16 protein-coding genes are annotated in these 16,880 nt (G+C 64.1%); 10 read left to right on the forward strand and 6 right to left on the reverse strand.

What is annotated here, in order from left to right:
- Window positions 1-18: 18 nt before the first annotated feature.
- The 8 genes from rodA (at window position 19) to IRZ77_RS06710 (ending at window position 7,623) form a co-directional block, all read left to right on the forward strand.
- Entirely contained in the window at window positions 19-1,122 is a 1,104-nt protein-coding gene (gene rodA, locus IRZ77_RS06675; RefSeq protein ID WP_046613723.1) for a rod shape-determining protein RodA, read from the forward strand.
- A 17-nt stretch (window positions 1,123-1,139) separates the two neighbouring features.
- The gene (gene mltB, locus IRZ77_RS06680; RefSeq protein ID WP_039613594.1) at window positions 1,140-2,150 is read left to right on the forward strand and encodes a lytic murein transglycosylase B; all 1,011 of its coding nucleotides are present in this window, start codon (window positions 1,140-1,142) and stop codon (window positions 2,148-2,150) included.
- Window positions 2,150-3,151 (forward strand): septal ring lytic transglycosylase RlpA family protein, encoded by a 1,002-nt coding sequence (locus tag IRZ77_RS06685; RefSeq protein WP_046613225.1) that lies wholly within the window; start codon window positions 2,150-2,152, stop codon window positions 3,149-3,151. The genes mltB and IRZ77_RS06685 overlap by 1 nt, the downstream gene beginning before the upstream one ends.
- Window positions 3,152-3,421: 270 nt before the next feature.
- Window positions 3,422-4,582, forward strand: coding sequence for a D-alanyl-D-alanine carboxypeptidase family protein (locus IRZ77_RS06690; protein WP_046613224.1), 1,161 nt, complete (start codon window positions 3,422-3,424; stop codon window positions 4,580-4,582).
- 73 nt (window positions 4,583-4,655) lie between these two features.
- Window positions 4,656-4,931: a DUF493 domain-containing protein gene (locus IRZ77_RS06695; RefSeq protein ID WP_043211184.1), complete on the forward strand. Its 276-nt coding sequence runs from the start codon at window positions 4,656-4,658 to the stop codon at window positions 4,929-4,931.
- Window positions 4,931-5,578 carry a lipoyl(octanoyl) transferase LipB gene (gene lipB, locus IRZ77_RS06700; protein WP_135002020.1) on the forward strand — a complete coding sequence of 216 codons (648 nt, stop codon included), beginning with the start codon at window positions 4,931-4,933 and terminating at the stop codon, window positions 5,576-5,578. The genes IRZ77_RS06695 and lipB overlap by 1 nt, the downstream gene beginning before the upstream one ends.
- Before the next feature lie 2 nt (window positions 5,579-5,580).
- Window positions 5,581-6,597 carry a lipoyl synthase gene (lipA, locus tag IRZ77_RS06705; RefSeq protein WP_003257574.1) on the forward strand — a complete coding sequence of 339 codons (1,017 nt, stop codon included), beginning with the start codon at window positions 5,581-5,583 and terminating at the stop codon, window positions 6,595-6,597.
- Window positions 6,598-6,684: 87 nt separating this feature from the next.
- Window positions 6,685-7,623, forward strand: coding sequence for a S66 peptidase family protein (locus IRZ77_RS06710; protein WP_046613222.1), 939 nt, complete (start codon window positions 6,685-6,687; stop codon window positions 7,621-7,623).
- 134 nt (window positions 7,624-7,757) lie between these two features.
- On the opposite strand, the gene IRZ77_RS06715 is transcribed toward IRZ77_RS06710, so the two are convergent.
- The 5 genes from IRZ77_RS06715 to leuS form a co-directional block, all read right to left on the reverse strand.
- Window positions 7,758-9,074: a lytic murein transglycosylase gene (locus tag IRZ77_RS06715; RefSeq protein ID WP_046613220.1), complete on the reverse strand. Its 1,317-nt coding sequence runs from the start codon at window positions 9,072-9,074 to the stop codon at window positions 7,758-7,760.
- A gap of 60 nt (window positions 9,075-9,134) precedes the next feature.
- Window positions 9,135-9,299 carry an alternative ribosome rescue factor ArfA gene (gene arfA / locus IRZ77_RS06720; protein ID WP_025340762.1) on the reverse strand — a complete coding sequence of 55 codons (165 nt, stop codon included), beginning with the start codon at window positions 9,297-9,299 and terminating at the stop codon, window positions 9,135-9,137.
- 143 nt (window positions 9,300-9,442) lie between these two features.
- Entirely contained in the window at window positions 9,443-10,480 is a 1,038-nt protein-coding gene (gene holA, locus IRZ77_RS06725; RefSeq protein ID WP_039613557.1) for a DNA polymerase III subunit delta, read from the reverse strand.
- 39 nt (window positions 10,481-10,519) lie between these two features.
- Window positions 10,520-11,125, reverse strand: coding sequence for an LPS-assembly lipoprotein LptE (locus IRZ77_RS06730; protein ID WP_003257580.1), 606 nt, complete (start codon window positions 11,123-11,125; stop codon window positions 10,520-10,522).
- A gap of 60 nt (window positions 11,126-11,185) precedes the next feature.
- Window positions 11,186-13,792, reverse strand: coding sequence for a leucine--tRNA ligase (leuS, locus tag IRZ77_RS06735; RefSeq protein WP_135002022.1), 2,607 nt, complete (start codon window positions 13,790-13,792; stop codon window positions 11,186-11,188).
- A 227-nt stretch (window positions 13,793-14,019) separates the two neighbouring features.
- On the opposite strand from leuS, the gene IRZ77_RS06740 reads away from it, so the two are divergent.
- The gene (locus IRZ77_RS06740) at window positions 14,020-14,334 is read left to right on the forward strand and encodes a hypothetical protein (protein ID WP_003257582.1); all 315 of its coding nucleotides are present in this window, start codon (window positions 14,020-14,022) and stop codon (window positions 14,332-14,334) included.
- A 136-nt stretch (window positions 14,335-14,470) separates the two neighbouring features.
- Window positions 14,471-15,232, forward strand: coding sequence for a YdcF family protein (locus IRZ77_RS06745; protein WP_046613217.1), 762 nt, complete (start codon window positions 14,471-14,473; stop codon window positions 15,230-15,232).
- A gap of 125 nt (window positions 15,233-15,357) precedes the next feature.
- On the opposite strand, the gene lnt is transcribed toward IRZ77_RS06745, so the two are convergent.
- Entirely contained in the window at window positions 15,358-16,875 is a 1,518-nt protein-coding gene (lnt, locus tag IRZ77_RS06750) for an apolipoprotein N-acyltransferase (RefSeq protein WP_046613216.1), read from the reverse strand.
- Window positions 16,876-16,880 lie beyond the last annotated feature (5 nt).

A 16,880-nucleotide genomic window follows, 5' to 3' on the forward strand; every position in this document is an offset into this window, starting at 1 on the left:
CTCTCCAGCGAGGATGTGATGCGTCGGCGCGCCAGCTTTCTGCAGCGCATCCACATCGACGGCCCTTTGCTGATCATTCTGTTGACCCTTGCGGCCGGCAGCCTGTTTGTCCTGTACTCGGCCAGTGGCAAAAACTGGGACCTGCTGCTCAAGCAGGCTACCTCGTTCGGCATCGGCCTGGTGTCGATGTTCATCATCGCCCAGCTGGAGCCGCGCTTCATGGCCCGTTGGGTGCCGCTGGCCTACCTGGCCGGTGTGCTGTTGCTGGTGGTGGTGGACGTGATGGGGCACAACGCCATGGGCGCCACGCGCTGGATCAACATCCCCGGGGTGATCCGCTTCCAGCCCTCGGAGTTCATGAAGATCATCATGCCAGCGACCATCGCTTGGTACCTGTCCAAGCGGACCTTGCCGCCGCATCTGAAGCATGTGGCGATCAGCCTGGTGCTGATCGGTGTGCCGTTCATCCTGATCGTGCGCCAGCCCGACCTGGGCACGGCGCTGCTGATCCTCGCCTCCGGGGCTTTCGTGCTGTTCATGGGCGGCCTGCGCTGGCGCTGGATCCTCAGCGTACTGGCGGCTGCGGTGCCCGTGGCGGTGGCGATGTGGTTCTTCGTGATGCACGACTACCAGAAGCAGCGGGTACTGACCTTCCTCGACCCGGAAAGCGACCCGTTGGGCACTGGCTGGAACATCATCCAGTCGAAGGCGGCCATTGGCTCGGGTGGCGTGTTCGGCAAGGGCTGGCTGCTCGGCACCCAGTCGCACCTGGACTTCCTGCCGGAAAGCCACACCGACTTCATCATCGCCGTGCTCGGCGAGGAATTCGGCCTGGTCGGCATCTGCCTGCTGCTGATCGTCTACCTGCTGCTGATCGGCCGCGGCCTGATGATCACCGCCCAGGCGCAGACCCTGTTCGGCAAGCTGCTGGCGGGCAGCCTGACCATGACCTTCTTTGTATACGTGTTCGTCAATATCGGTATGGTCAGCGGCCTTCTGCCCGTGGTGGGCGTGCCGCTGCCCTTCATCAGCTATGGCGGAACTTCGTTGGTGACGCTGCTGTCAGCGTTTGGCGTTCTGATGTCGATCCACACGCACCGCAAATGGATCGCTCAGGTTTGAATAAGGTGAAGAATTTCATGCAAGCAGTGCGTAACTGGGCTGCCCGTTGTGCGCCGTGGATCGGCGCGGTGGGCCTGTTCGGCGCTGTACAGCTGGCCCATGCCGGCGATTATCAAGGCTCGCCCCAGGTTGCCCAGTTCGTTGGCGAAATGAGCCGCGACCATGGCTTTGCCCCTGAGCAGCTGATGGGTGTGTTCGCTGAGGTGCAGCGCAAACAGTCGATCCTCGACGCCATTTCGCGCCCGGCCGAACGGGTAAAGCCGTGGAAGGACTACCGGCCGATGTTCATCACCGACGCGCGCATCGCCCGCGGTGTGGACTTCTGGCGCCAGCACGAGGCGGTGCTGGCCCGTGCCGAGCAGGAATACGGCGTGCCGGCGCAGTACATCGTCGCCATCATCGGTGTGGAAACCTTCTTTGGCCGCAACACCGGCAACTACCGGGTGATCGATGCCTTGTCGACCCTGGGCTTCGATTACCCGCCACGGGCCGAATTCTTCCGCAAGGAGCTGCGCGAATTCCTGCTGCTGGCCCGTGAGGAACAGCTCGACCCGCTGACGCTCAAGGGTTCCTACGCTGGCGCCATGGGTCTGCCGCAGTTCATGCCGAGCAGCTTCCGCAACTTCGCGGTGGATTTCGACGGCGACGGCCACATCAATATCTGGAACAACCCGGACGATGCCATCGGCAGCGTGGCCAGCTACTTCAAGCGCCACGGCTGGGTGGCCGGCGAAGGTGTGGTCAGCCGCGCCTGGGTGGACGGTGGGCGCGCCGACGAAGGCCTGACTACCGGCATCGAGCCGGTAAAAACCGTTGGGGAGTTGCGCACGCTTGGCTGGTCGGTTCATGATTCGCTGCGCGATGATCTGCCGGTTACCGCCTTCCGTCTCGAGGGCGACAATGGCCCCGAGTACTGGATGGGCCTGAAGAACTTCTACGCGATCACTCGCTACAACCGCAGCGTGATGTATGCCATGGCGGTGCATCAGCTATCGGAACAGCTGGTTCAAGCACGGGGCGTCAAGTAATGCGCGCAATCTTCTCTGGCAACTCTTTCAAGCTGCTCACCTGCCTCGCCGTTGGCGTGGTGCTGGCCAGCTGTTCGTCCAACCGCCCGTCCCAGCAAAGCAGTGGCAACGTGGTGCGCACCCAGCCCGGTCTGGATATCAACCGGGCGCACAAGGACGGCGCGCCGTGGTGGGATGTGGATGTGAACAAGATTCCCGACGCCACGCCAACCGTGCACACCGGCAACTACAAGGCCAACCCGTACACGGTGCTGGGCAAGACCTACTATCCGATGCAGGACTCGCGCAACTATCGCGCCGAGGGTACCGCGTCGTGGTACGGCACGAAGTTCCACGGCCAGAACACCGCCAACGGCGAGCTGTATGACCTGTACGGCATGAGCGCGGCGCACAAGACCCTGCCGCTGCCGGCCTACGTGCGGGTGACCAACCTGGCCAACGGCCGCAGCGTGATCCTGCGGGTGAACGACCGTGGGCCGTTCTATTCGGACCGCATCATCGACCTGTCCTATGCCGCGGCGAAAAAGCTCGGTTATGCCGAGATCGGTACCGCGCATGTGCGCGTCGAAGGCATCGACCCGCAGCAATGGTGGGCCCAGCGTGGCCAGACGCCACCGATGGTGCTGAAAGAGCCGCAGGTAGCCCAGACCCAGGCAATCCCGGCCAGTACCGGGCGCGTCGAGCAATGGACCCCGCCGCCCCAGCAGCATGCGGCGCCGGTGGTGCCGGTGCAGGTGGCTGGCAACAACGTGCCGGCCGGCAGTGGCGGCAGCTTCCTGCAGGTAGGCGCCTTCGCCAACCCGGACGCCGCCGAACTGCTGCGCTCCAAGCTCAGCAGCATGGTCAGCGCGCCAGTGTTCATCAGCTCGATCGTGCGCAACCAGCAGACCCTTCACCGCGTGCGCCTGGGGCCGATCAACAGCCAGGGCGAGATCCAGCAAGCGCAGGACAGCATCCGCCTTGCGAACCTTGGGCAGGCCAAGCTGGTCACAGCAGACTGACCGCGTTGCCTTCTTCGCGGGCGCGCCCGCTCCCACAGGGGCATGCGAAACCCTGTGAGAGCGGGCGCGCCTGCGAAGAAGGCAACACCAAACTGTCGGTTTTGTCATGAATTGCCGGGCGCAGGCATGTACAATGTCGGCTTTTGCCCGCAGCGACATAAAGCCGCACATTGCGAGCCAGGCCTACGGCCGCAAAAACTAGACTGACTGGCGCTGGGCACATGATCTTGCCCAGGGAACATCAGACCATTAGCGATTTTCGAGAGACGGATGAACATCACCAACCTTGCCAAACGACTTTGCCTGCCCGTACTGCTGATGATCACGCCTGCCGCCTTCGCGGCTGAGCAGATGACGCCGGCGCCACCGCAACTGGCAGCCAAGTCCTACGTACTCATGGACGCGTCCAGCGGCAACGTGCTTGTCGAGAACAACGGTGACGAGCGACTGCCGCCAGCCAGCCTGACCAAGCTGATGACGGCCTACATCGCCACCCTGGACATCCGTCGCGGTCAGATCGGTGAAAACGACCCGGTTACCGTCAGCGAAAACGCCTGGCGTACCGGCGGTTCGCGCATGTTCATCAAGGTGGGCAGCCAGGTGACCGTCAGCGACCTGCTGCACGGCATCATCATCCAGTCCGGTAACGACGCCTCGGTCGCCCTGGCCGAGCACATCGCCGGCAGCGAAGACGCCTTTGCCGACATGATGAACAAGACCGCTGCCGACTTGGGTATGGCCAACAGCCACTTCATGAACCCGACCGGCCTGCCGCACCCGGACCATTACTCGTCCGCCCACGACATGGCTACCCTGGCGCGTGCGATCATCAACGTCGATCCGGCCCACTACGCCATCTACTCGCAGAAAGAATTCTTCTGGAACAACATCAAGCAGCCAAACCGCAACCTGCTGCTGTGGCGTGACAAGACCGTCGATGGCCTGAAGACCGGCCATACCGACGAAGCCGGCTACTGCATGGTGGCTTCGGCCGTTCGCGACGGCCAGCGCCTGATCGCCGTGGTGTTCGGCACCAACAGCGAGCAATCGCGTGCTGCCGAGACCCAGAAGCTGCTGACCTACGGTTTCCGCTTCTTCGAAACCCAGACCTTCTACCAGAAGGGCACCGAGCTGACCAAATCGCCTGTCTGGAAGGGCGCGACTGGTGAAGTGAAAGCCGGCCTGGCCAACGACCTGACCCTGACTATGCCTAAAGGCCAATTGAAGCGCCTGCAGGCTTCGATGACCATGAATCCGCAGCTCACAGCGCCAATCGCCAAAGGTGACGTGATCGGCAAAGTGGAAGTCAAACTGGACGATAAAGTGGTTCACAGTGCCGACCTGATCGCCCTCGACGGCGTCGAGGAAGGTGGTTTCTTCCGCCGTATGTGGGATAGCATCCGTCTATTCTTCTACGGGTTGTTCAACTGATACGTGACCTGCATGCCCCCGCGTATCCTGCGGGGGCGTTGTTGTTGCCACGGCTTACGAGGCCGTTTCCGCCATGAGCGAACCAGACGTCAAGTCGCACAAGATCGAATTCCCCTGCGACGATTACCCGATCAAGGTCATCGGTGACACCGTTGTCGGCTTCAAGGACACGGTCATCGAGATCCTGAGCAAGTACGCGAAGGTCGACCTTTCCACCCTGGCCGAGCGCCAGAGCAAGGAAGGCAAGTACACCACCGTGCAATTGCACATCGTTGCCGAAAGCGAGAACCAGCTGCACGATATCAACAGCGCCCTGCGCGCTACCGGCATCGTGAAAATGGTGCTCTGATGTCCGCCTGCCTCGGTTTTCGCGAGCTTGGCCTGCAGCCCTACGAACCGGTGCTGGAGGCCATGCGTCGCTTCACCGAGCAGCGCAGCCCGGAAAGCCAGGATGAAGTCTGGCTGGTCGAGCACCCTGCGGTCTTCACCCAGGGCCAGGCCGGCAAGGCCGAGCACCTGCTGGTGCCGGGCGACATCCCTGTGGTGCAGACCGACCGTGGTGGCCAGGTGACCTACCATGGCCCCGGGCAGCTGGTGGCCTACCTGCTGCTGGATGTGCGTCGGCTGGGCTTTGGCGTGCGTGAGCTGGTCAGCCGTATCGAGCAGACCCTCATCGACCTGCTCGCCAGTTACGATGTCCAGGCAGCGGCCAAGCCCGATGCCCCGGGTGTCTATGTCGACGGAGCGAAAATCGCCTCCCTCGGCCTGCGAATCCGCAACGGCCGTTCGTTCCACGGCCTTGCCCTGAACGTGGACATGGACCTTGCGCCATTCCGCCGAATCAACCCCTGCGGCTATGCGGGGCTGGCGATGACCCAGCTGCGCGACCTGGCAGGTCCGATCGAACTCGACGAGGTCAGGACAAGGCTGCGCGGACAGCTGGTCAAGCACCTCGACTACGCTGAGCAGACGACCCTCACGGGCGGAATCGACTGAATATGACAACTGTGCAAGAAGCCGTGCCGAACCTGATACCTACCCAGGATGCCACCCCACGCCCAGCGCCGAAGAAGGTGGAAGCCGGGGTCAAGCTGCGTGGTGCCGAAAAGGTGGCTCGCATCCCGGTGAAGATCATCCCCACCGAAGAGCTGCCGAAGAAGCCCGACTGGATCCGCGTGCGTATCCCGGTGTCGCCCGAGGTAGACCGTATCAAGCAGCTGCTGCGCAAGCACAAGCTGCACAGCGTATGCGAAGAGGCATCCTGCCCGAACCTGGGCGAGTGCTTCTCCGGTGGTACCGCCACCTTCATGATCATGGGTGACATCTGCACCCGTCGTTGCCCGTTCTGCGACGTTGGCCACGGTCGGCCGAAACCGCTGGACCTGGACGAGCCGAAGAACCTGGCCATTGCCATCGCCGATCTGCGCCTGAAGTATGTGGTGATCACCTCGGTGGACCGCGACGACCTGCGTGACGGTGGTGCCCAGCACTTTGCCGACTGCATCCGCGAAATTCGCGCGCTGTCGCCGGGCGTACAGCTGGAAACCCTGGTGCCTGACTACCGTGGGCGCATGGATATTGCCCTGGAGATCACCGCGCAAGAGCCGCCGGATGTGTTCAACCACAACCTCGAGACCGTACCGCGTCTGTACAAGGCCGCGCGCCCGGGTTCGGACTACGACTGGTCACTGGACCTGCTGCAGAAGTTCAAGCAGCTGGTGCCGCACGTACCGACCAAGTCGGGCCTGATGCTCGGCCTGGGCGAAACCGACGAGGAAGTGATCGAAGTGATGCACCGCATGCGCGAGCATGACATCGACATGCTTACCCTCGGCCAGTACCTTCAGCCGTCGCGCAGCCACCTGCCGGTGCAGCGTTTCGTCCACCCGGACACCTTCGCCTGGTTCGCCGAGGAAGGTTACAAGATGGGCTTCAAGAACGTTGCTTCCGGCCCGCTGGTACGTTCTTCGTACCACGCCGACCAGCAAGCTCACGAAGCCAAGATCAAGCTCTGAGCCAAGCACAGAGCCACGCATGCCGATGCACGCCGAAGGGCGGCATCGGCATTTTTGTTTGTGCCACACGCGCTGAAAGGAGCCGCGATGAATTGCGCCGAAACCTTCCAACCCAGCCTGCCCGCCGCGCTGCCGCGTGATGCCTGTTTTGCCATTGTCGCCCCGGCCGGCGCGGCGCGGCTGGATACGCACAAGGTCAACCAGTGGTTCGTTGACCGAGGCTACAGTTGCCGCATCTACCCGGGTGCCCTTCAGGCCCAGGGCTATCTGGCGGGGCCGGACCGGCAGCGGTTGCAGGACCTTCATGATGCTTTTGCCGACCCGGCCATCGACGCCATTCTGTGCATGCGTGGCGGGTACGGCAGCATGCGCCTGCTCGATCAGCTCGATTTCGAACTTATCCGGCGCAACCCCAAGCCGCTGATCGGTTACAGCGACATCACAGCGCTGCACGCGGCGATCTACCGGCATACCGGGCTGGTCACCTTCCATGGCGGGATGCTCAATGCCGACCTGCTGGGGGCCAAGTTGCCACCGACCGAGGCTTCGTTGCTGGCACAGCTGGGTGGGCATGTGCGGGCAGGGGAACAGATCGTGCACCCTGCTGAATTCGCCTTGAGCAGCGTGTTACATGGTGTGGCCAGCGGGCCGCTACTGGGCGGCAACCTGTCGATGCTGGGCGCGACCCTGGGGACGATTGCCGAGCTGGATACGCAGGGCTGCATCCTGTTCATCGAGGACGTCAACGAGCCGCTGTACCGGGTGGACCGCTTGCTGACCCAGCTGCGCCTGGCGGGCAAGCTGGAGGGGGTGAAGGGGGTGCTGGTGGGGGACTTTGCCGGGATTACCACTGTGGCGTTGACGCCCCTGCTGGAGGACATCTTCGCACCGCTGGGTGTGCCGGTACTGGCAGGGTGGCGCAGTGGGCATTGTGACCCGAATGTGTGCTTGCCGTTGGGGGCTCGGGTAATGCTGGATAGCTCTCGGCAGAGCTTGCTGCTGGAGCAGGATCTTTTCCAGGCTTGAGATTGTCGGGGCTGCTTTGCAGCCCATCGCGACACAAGGCCGCTCCTACAGGAGACCGCGTTACCCCGATGGTTCGCGATCGCTTGTAGGAGCGGCCTTGTGTCGCGATGGGCCGCGCAGCGGCCCCAAGATTCTTACGGCTGACGCAGGCTCTCGAGCAGCTTGTGGGTCGGATACCCATCTGCCGGCCACCCCAGCCCCTGCTGGGCATTGCGGATCGCCTTGCGGGTATTGGCGCCAATGATGCCATCGGCATTGCCTGCATCGTGCCCGTTGCGGTTCAGCAGGTTCTGCAGTTCCATGCGCTCGCTGCGGCTGAGCGGCAGGTCTTCTTTCGGCCAGCTGCCAGCAATGAAGCCCCAGCCCGTGAAGCGATCACCCAACAGGCTTACTGCCAGCGCGTAGGACGACGAGTTGTTGTACTTGAGGATGGCTCGGAAGTTGTCCAGCACCAGGAACGCCGGGCCACGCGCGCCCGCTGGCAGCAGCAGGGCGGCAGACAGCTGGTTGCTGCCCGCCGGCAACTGGGTACCGGCAGGCAGTTTCACGCCCATTGCCAGCCACTCGCTCACGGGCTTGCGCAGGGCGCCATCGGCCTGCCAGTAATCAAAGCCAGGTGGCACCTGGACCTCGAAGCCCCACGGCTGACCACGTTTCCAGCCCGAGCTCTGCAGATAGTGCGCTGTCGAGGCCAGGGCGTCTGCCGTGCTGTTCCAGATGTCGCGGCGGCCATCGCCGTCGAAGTCCACGGCATGGGTGTTGTAGGTGGTCGGGATGAACTGGGTCTGGCCCATCGCGCCGGCCCAGGAGCCACGCATGGCCTCAGGCTGGATATCGCCATGCTGGATGATCTGCAGCGCGGCGATCAACTGGTCCTGGGCGAACTGTGGGCGGCGGCCCTCATAGGCCAAGGTAGCCAGTGAGCGGATCACCGACTTGTTGCCCTGGAACTGGCCGAAGTTGCTTTCCATGCCCCATACCGCGACCAGCACCTGGCGATCGACGCCATAGCGTTGCTCGATGCGGGTCAGCAGTTCGGCGTTCTGCTCCAGCAGCTTCTTGCCGTTGCGCACGCGCAGGGGGGAAAGAGCGCCTTCGAGGTATTCCCATACCGGGCGGGTGAACTCCGGCTGGCTGCGATCGGCCTTGATCACATCCATGTCGGGGGTGACGCCGAGAAAGGCGCGGTCGAACGTGTCCTGCGAAATGCCGGCTTGCAGGGCCTGCTGGCGAAAGCCCGCTTGCCATTGCGCGAAGGTTTGCAGAGGCTGGATTTCAGTGCTGGTATCGAGCGTCGTGCCGGGCAGGGTTACCACCGGGGCGGGCTGGGCGGGGGCCAGCGGCAGGGCGTCGGCGGCGGTGGGCTTTTCTGCGCAGGCCACGAGCAGGATGAAACTGGAGGCCGCGATCAGCTGACGGGTTTTCCAGCGGGGGAGAAGACTGAGGAGCATTCACAGATCCAGAATTGCAGGTCAGATGACGACCATACCATGCCTGCGCTTTCGATGCTTTCATGCAGCCAAAAAGTAGGAAGCCTCCCAATCTCTCGATTGGAAGGCTTCGCGGCGGTAGCTGCCTTTGCCCTTGTTCGGCCGCTCCTGGCGGCAGCGGAACAGCGGTTGGGCGATGATCGACTTGGCCTTGTTGGGGCCGTGCTTTTTCGGCTTTTTGCTCATGGTGAGGTTCCCGGGTTGGGTGGCTTTCGCGGCGCACTGTAGGGTTTGGGGCTGGGTGGGGCCAATTGATTGTGTATATGGCCGAATACCTGGGTCCATGGATGTACCCTTGTAGGAGCAACCTGGACAGTCTGGTGGACGGTTTACTCGGGAGGGAGTGTCAGGCGCTGGCCGGCCATCAGCAGCGACAAGCGCGCCAGGCCAGTCCACGGCGAGCCCTCGGCCTGGCCCTTGATCTGTGCATCGATACGCTGGGCATCTTGCAGCAACTGCGCCCAGCGCTGCGCCGACAGGCGCTGCAGGGCCTTGCTGACCAGTGGCCGGCGTTTGTCCCAGACTGGCGGGCGGGCCTGGCTGAAGGCCTTGTCCAGAGGTACGCCCTGGCTGAACTGCTGGGCCAGCCCCGCCAGCTGGCGCAGCTCACGGGCCAGGGCCCAGAGAATCACTGGTGGCTCCACGCCTTCACCGCGCAAGCCTTCGAGCATGCGCAAGGCATGCGCGGCTTCGCCATTGAGAATGGCATCGACCAGGCCGAAGACATCGAAGCGGGCGCTGTCGGCGACGGCGGCCTGTACGGTCTCCACGGTGATCTGGTTGCCTTCGGCGAGCAGCTTGAGCTTTTCGATTTCCTGCGCTGCAGCCAGCAGGTTACCTTCCACGCGTGCAGCGATCAGGTCGACGGCGTCACGTTGTGCCGAAAGGCCGGCCTGCTGCAGGCGCTGGTTGATCCACTGCGGCAGTTGATGCACATCCACCGGCCAGATCTGGATGAACTGGCAGTGGGCGCCTTCGATCAGCGCCTTGCCCCACTTGGTCTTCTGCGCGCTGCCGTCGAGCTTGGGCAGGCTGACCAGCAGCAGGGTGTCTTCGGCGGGGTTGGCGCAGTACTCCATCAGCGCAGCAGCGCCCTTGTCACCGGGCTTGCCCGAGGGCAGGCGCAATTCCAGCAGGCGGCGCTGGGCGAACAGGGACAGGCTGGCGCCAGCCTGGAGCAGGGTGCCCCAGTCGAAGTTGGCGTCGGCACTGAATACCTGGCGTTCGTCAAAGCCCTGCTGGCGCGCGGCGTTGCGGATGGCGTCGGCGGCTTCCTGGCACAGCAGCGGGTCGTCGCCGCTGACCACGTAGACCGGTGCCAGTGCGCCTTGCAGATGCTTGTTGAGTTGGGCGGGGGCGAGCTTCATGGGAAACAGGCGGGGCACCCGAAGGTACCCCGCTCGGGCTTAGTTGCCCGGTACTTCCAGTGGCGACTGCTGAGGCGTTTCGGCCTGCTGGCGGCGAGCGGCCTCCAGCGCAGCGGCTTCGGCCTTGGCGCGCTCGTCGGCCTGACGCTGCAGCTCGTCCAGCTGGGACGGGGTCAGCATCTGCAGGCGAACGACCATGGCGTTGACCAGGTCGCGACGCATTTCTTCGCGGGCGCGGTTGGCTTCCTGCTCGGAGCCGGTGATGTTCGAGCCGTCACGCAAGTAGATCTTGCGCACCTCCAGCTTGTCGCTCATCAGTTCCAGGTTGTTCAGGCCCTGGATGCTGTAGTTCAGCACGGTGGTCAGTTCGTATTCGGCGGTACGGTTGCCGCTGTTGTAGGTCGCCGAGCGCTCGCGCTCCTGCTCGTTGGTCAGCACCAGGCGGTACGGTGCGCCAGCGTGCACGTTGACACCGCTACGTTGCAGCACTTCACGCAGCTGGACCACGGTCGGGCCGTAGGCGTTGCGTGCGCTGACGTCCATTTCCTTTACGCTCAGCTCGGTGGAGCCGGTGCCACGCAGCTGGAAACCGCAGGCGCTGAGCATGACCGCCAGGCCAATTACCAGCAAATTGCGTTTGATCATGTTGTTGCTCCCTTGTGGGCCTGTTCGCCCGCCCGCAGTGGCTGCGGGCGGGCGTTGCCATCAGTTGGCGACGATGTTGACCAGCTTGCCCGGTACCACGATGACCTTGCGGATGGTCAGGCCATCGATGAAGCGCAGGACGTTCTCGTTGCTACGCGCGGCGGCTTCGATTTCTTCGCGGCTGGCGGCGGCCGGCATTTCGACCTGGCCGCGCAGCTTACCGTTTACCTGCACCACCAGGGTGACGGTGTCCTGTACCAGGGCTGCCTCGTCGACGGCTGGCCAGCTGGCGTCGATGACTGCCTGCTGGTGGCCCAGCTGTTGCCACAGCTCGTGAGAGATGTGCGGGGTGATCGGTGCCAGCAGCAGGGTTACGGCCTCGAGGCCTTCCTGCAGCAGGGCGCGGTCCTGCTCAGTAGCCTGCGGGGCCTTTTCCAGCACGTTCATGACGGTCATCACCTGGGCGATGGCGGTGTTGAACTTGTGGAACTGGCCAACATCGGTGCTGGCCTGCTTGATGGCGGCGTGGATGGCGCGGCGGATGACCTTCTGCGCGTCGTCCAGGGCGGCGACATCCAGCTTGCCCGGCAGGCCTTGGGCCACGTGGGCCTGGGCCAGGCGCCAGACGCGGCGCAGGAAGCGGCTGGCACCCTCGACGCCGGAGTCGGACCATTCCAGGCTCATATCGGGCGGCGAGGCGAACATCATGAACAGGCGGCAGGTGTCGGCGCCGTACTGGTCGATCATCGATTGCGGGTCGACGCCGTTGTTCTTCGACTTCGACATCTTCTCGGTGCCACCGATTTCCACTGGCAGGCCGTCGGTCTTCAGGCGGGCGCCAATGATCTTGGCCTTGGCATCGCGCTCGACTTCGACATCGGCCGGGTTGAACCAGTCCTTGCCGCCGTTGCTGGCAACACGGTAGTAGGTTTCGGCGACCACCATGCCCTGGGTCAGCAGGTTCTTGAACGGCTCGTTCGATGTGACCAGGCCTTCGTCACGCATCAGCTTGTGGAAGAAGCGCGCGTACAGCAGGTGCAGGATGGCGTGCTCGATACCGCCGATGTACTGGTCTACCGGCAGCCAGTGGTTGGCCGCTTTCGGGTCGACCATGCCACCTTCATAGTTCGGCGAGGCGTAGCGGGCGAAGTACCAGGACGATTCGACGAAGGTGTCCATGGTGTCGGTTTCGCGCTTGGCCGCGGTGCCGCATTTCGGGCAGGTGCACTCGTAGAATTCAGGCATGCGCGCCAGTGGCGAACCGGCGCCATCCGGCACCACGTTCTCCGGCAGGGTGACCGGCAGCTGGTCTTCCGGCACCGGTACGTCGCCGCAGGACGGGCAGTGGATGATAGGGATCGGGCAGCCCCAGTAGCGCTGGCGGCTGATACCCCAGTCACGCAGGCGGAACTGGGTACGCGATTTGCCCAGCTCCTTGCGGATCAGGGCGGCTTCGATGGCGTCGAAGGCACCGGCGAAGTCCAGGCCGTCGAACTCGCCGGAGTTGATCAGCTGGCCGTGCTCGCCATAGGCGGCCAGCCACTCGCTGCCGACTTGGTCGCCAGCGCTGGTGCGCACCACGGCCTTGACCGGCAGGTTGTACTTGTGGGCGAACTCGAAGTCACGCTCGTCGTGGGCCGGTACGGCCATGACGGCGCCATCGCCGTAGTGCATCAGCACGTAGTTGGCGACCCATACCGGCAGCTTCTCGCCGGTCAGCGGGTGCTCGACCAGCAGGGAAGTGGCCATGCCCTTCTTCTCCTGGGTGGCCATGTCGGCTTCGGCAACGCTGCCGCTCTTGCACTCGTCGATGAACGCCTGCAGCGCCGGATTGCCCTGGGCGGCCTGGGTGGCCAGCGGGTGTTCGGCGGCGACGGCGACGTAGGTGGCGCCCATCAGCGTGTCGGGGCGGGTGGTGAAGACCTTGAGGGTGCCTTCGTGGCCGATGCTGGCCCGGTCGTACGGGAACTGCACTTCCATGCCGCGCGACTTGCCGATCCAGTTGCGCTGCATGGTCTTGACCTGCTCAGGCCAGCCCGGCAGCTCGTCGAGGCTTTCCAGCAGCTCGTCGGCGTAGTCGGTGATGCGGAAGTAGTACATCGGGATTTCGCGCTTCTCGATCAGCGCGCCCGAACGCCAACCACGACCGTCGATGACCTGCTCGTTGGCCAGTACGGTCTGGTCCGCCGGGTCCCAGTTCACGGTACCGTTCTTGCGGTAGATGATGCCTTTTTCGAACAGGCGGGTGAACAGCCACTGCTCCCAACGGTAGTAGTCGGGCTTGCAGGTGGTGACTTCACGCGCCCAGTCGATGGCCAGGCCCAGGCTCTTGAGCTGGGTCTTCATGTAGTCGATGTTTTCGTACGTCCACTTGGCCGGGGCGACGTTGTTCTTCATCGCCGCGTTTTCCGCAGGCATGCCGAAAGCGTCCCAGCCCATCGGCTGCAGGACGTTCTTGCCCAGCATGCGCTGGTAGCGGGCAATCACGTCACCGATGGTGTAGTTGCGCACGTGGCCCATGTGTAGCTTGCCGCTCGGGTACGGGAACATCGACAGGCAGTAGTAGGTGTCCTTGCCTGGCTGTTCGGTAACAGCGAACGATTGTTGCTCGTCCCAGAACTTCTGGGCGGCGGCTTCGATATCACGGGGCGTGTATTGTTCGTGCATGGCTACTTTTTGCTGAGAGGGAAGAGACCTTGTTCCAGGCAGCGGAACCTCGCTGCGTCCGGCACTCCGGTGTCATTTAGAGTGAACGCCGTAGCATACAGCAGCGCCGCGCATCGTGGGAAACCTTCGTTGCGAATGCCCGCTGGTCGCGGCACACGGCTGCTTTTTGCAACGACGCTAAGCTCAGGTGTGGGGGGAGATATTCTTATCTTCAATGAGGTGAACGGATGGGAGAGACGCAGCTACCCGCAATCAGACCGGAGCTATACGAACGCCTGATCGACCGGCTTGGCCTGGCGCTGGAAGTGGCCAGGACATCGGTGCGATTGCGCGACGAAATGCCAGCCGAGCTGGAGTTGCGCGGCCTGAGCCACGCAGAGTTCGAACTGATCAAGGCCTACCTGGATTCCCTCCCGGAGCGCCACAATGCCTGTGTCGGCAGTTACCCACAAGCGGAGCCGACATCGGCCAAGATCATCTGGCTCAAGGACAAGAAACGCCCCGCCAGCACGGCGAGATCCAGGACGCTGCCACACCGCTAGCCGTTCAGGACGCCAGGCGCAGGCTATCGCGCGCCGGTTCTTCAAAAATTGCACAACTCATGATCGGCGCCGGCCGCACCCTTGTTGACCGGCGTCGATCCTTCTAGGCTGCACGCCTGCCAAGGAGGTGTGGCCAATGCCGATCCGATACTTCATCAAACAATGGCTGATGCCGCCAGGCGTCCTGTTCCTGCTGCTGCTTGTGGCCTGGTGGCTGCATCGCCGCCGGCCCAGGCTGGCAGCGCTGTGCTTTGCCGTGGGCCTTGGTGGCCTGTGGCTGATGAGCCTGCCGCTGGTGGTGCAGGAAACCGCCCGTGCACTGGAGACGGAAGCGCCGCTGGCGGTAGGCGATTGGGCCGGCCTGGCAAGCCGGGCGGATGCCATCGTGGTGCTGGGTGCGGGGCGTGAACGGGGTGACCCGGCTTGGGGGGGTAGCGACCAGCCCACGGCCACGGCGCTGGAGCGCATGCGCTTTGCCGCGCGACTGGCCAAGGCTTCGGGCTTGCCGGTGCTGACCAGCGGCGGGTTGCACTATGGCACGCCGCCGAGCGAGGCGCAGTTGATGGCTGATCGCCTGCGTGAAGATTTCGGCGTCGAGGTGAAATGGCGGGAGGAGGGGAGCCGCACGACCTGGGAGAATGCCCGGCTGACGGCCAAGGTGTTGCAGCCGTTGGGGATTCGCCGGGTGGTCGTGGTAACCCAGGCGTGGCACATGCAGCGCTCGCGCTGGAGTTTCGAGCAGGCGGGGTTCGAGGTGGTGCCGGCGCCGGTCGGGTTCCTCGGGCGCGATCATGCGCGGCCGTTCGGCGGGTTGCTGCCGGAGAGCCGGGCGATGTGGCAGAGCGGGCAGTTGCTCAATGAAGTCGCGGGGTTGGTGGGGTACCGGGTGTTTTATTGAGCCTTGTGTTGCCTGTGCCGGCCTCTTCGCGGGTGAACCCGCTCCCACAGGTACACCGCAGGCCATGGGCTTGTGCGGTCCCCGTGGGAGCGGGTCTACCCGCGAAGAGGCCGGTACAGGAAAACTCAAACGGTCTTGGCAATGCGCCCGGCCAGCAACGCCCAAACCAGCAGCAATGCGCAGACAATCGCCAGCGGCCACGACCGCCATTGCAGGTACGGCGTCAGTTGCTGCATCGGCACCACTTCACCATACAGCACCGCCTGCTGGAACTGCGGCACCTGAGTGGTAATACGGCCAAACGGGTCGATCAGCGCAGTCACGCCGTTGTTGGTGGCGCGGATCATCCAGCGGCCAGCTTCCAGCGCACGCATCTGCGCCATCTGCAGGTGCTGCAACGGGCCGATCGAGGTGCCGAACCAGGTGTCGTTGCTGATGGTCAGCAGCAGGTCGCTGCGGGCCGCCAGGCCTGCGGCGAATTCGGGGTAGACCACTTCGTAGCAGATGTAAGGCGCAATCTGGTAGCCCTTGGCCTGCAGCAGCGGCTGGTCTTCCGGCCCGCGGGCGAAGTCCGACATGGGCAGGTTGAAGAACTCGATCAGGCCGCGCAGCATGTCCTGCAGCGGCACATACTCGCCAAACGGCACCAGCTTCTGCTTGAGGTAGGTGCCATCGCCTTCACCGGTGACGGTGATGCCGTTGTAGTAGCGGCGCTGGTGATGCACCACTTCACGCACCGGCACACCGGTGATCAGCGCCGAATGCCGTTCGGCGGCGAACCGGCCCATCACGTCGATATAGCCTTGGGCCTGGTCCTTGAGCACCGGCACCGCGGTTTCCGGCCACACCAGCAGGTCCACCGGCCTGGAGCTGAAGCTCAGGTCACGGTACAGCGCCAGTTGCGCGTCGATGTGTGCCGGGTCCCATTTCAGGTCCTGCTCGACATTGCCCTGGATGGCCGCCACTTTCAGCGGGTCGCCCGCCGGCTTGGTCCAGGCGTGGCCCTTTAGTGCCAGGCCCAGCACCCACGGGGCCAGCAACAGCAGGCAGCCCACCGCCAGGAACGAGGGGCGGCCGCGCAGGCGGTGCAGGTTGCACAGCAGGGCAGCGGTCAGGGCCAGGGCGAAGGAAATCAGCCACACGCCGCCCAGCGGTGCCAGGCCGGCCAGCGGGCCGTCCAGCTGGCTGTAGCCGGCGTAGAGCCAAGGGAAACCGGTCAGGAACCAGCCGCGGAAGGCCTCTTGCAGCAGCCACAGGGCGGCGAAGCACAGGGCGTCGGCCAGCGGTGCTTCGGTGCGACGCAGCCAGCGGGCCCACAGCCAGGTGGGCAGGGCGAAGAACCAGGCCAAGGCGGCGAAGAACGCCAGCAGCAGCAGGATGGCCAGCAGCGGCGAGGCGCCGCCGTAGGTGTTCATGCTGACGTAGATCCACCAGGTGCCGGCACCGTACAGGCCGAAGCCGAACCACCAGCCACGCCACATGGCCTGGCGCGGGCTGAGCTCGCGCAGGCCAAGGTAGAGCAGGGCGATGGACAACACGGCCAGTGGCCAGATGTCGAATGGCGCCAGGGCCAGGAGGGTGGAGGCACCGGCCGCCAGGGCCAGCAGGTTACCGGGCCAGCCGGGGCGGGTGATCCAACGCATGTTTG

This window comes from Pseudomonas pudica (assembly GCF_015680405.1).
GTDB classification, from domain to species: domain Bacteria; phylum Pseudomonadota; class Gammaproteobacteria; order Pseudomonadales; family Pseudomonadaceae; genus Aquipseudomonas; species Aquipseudomonas pudica.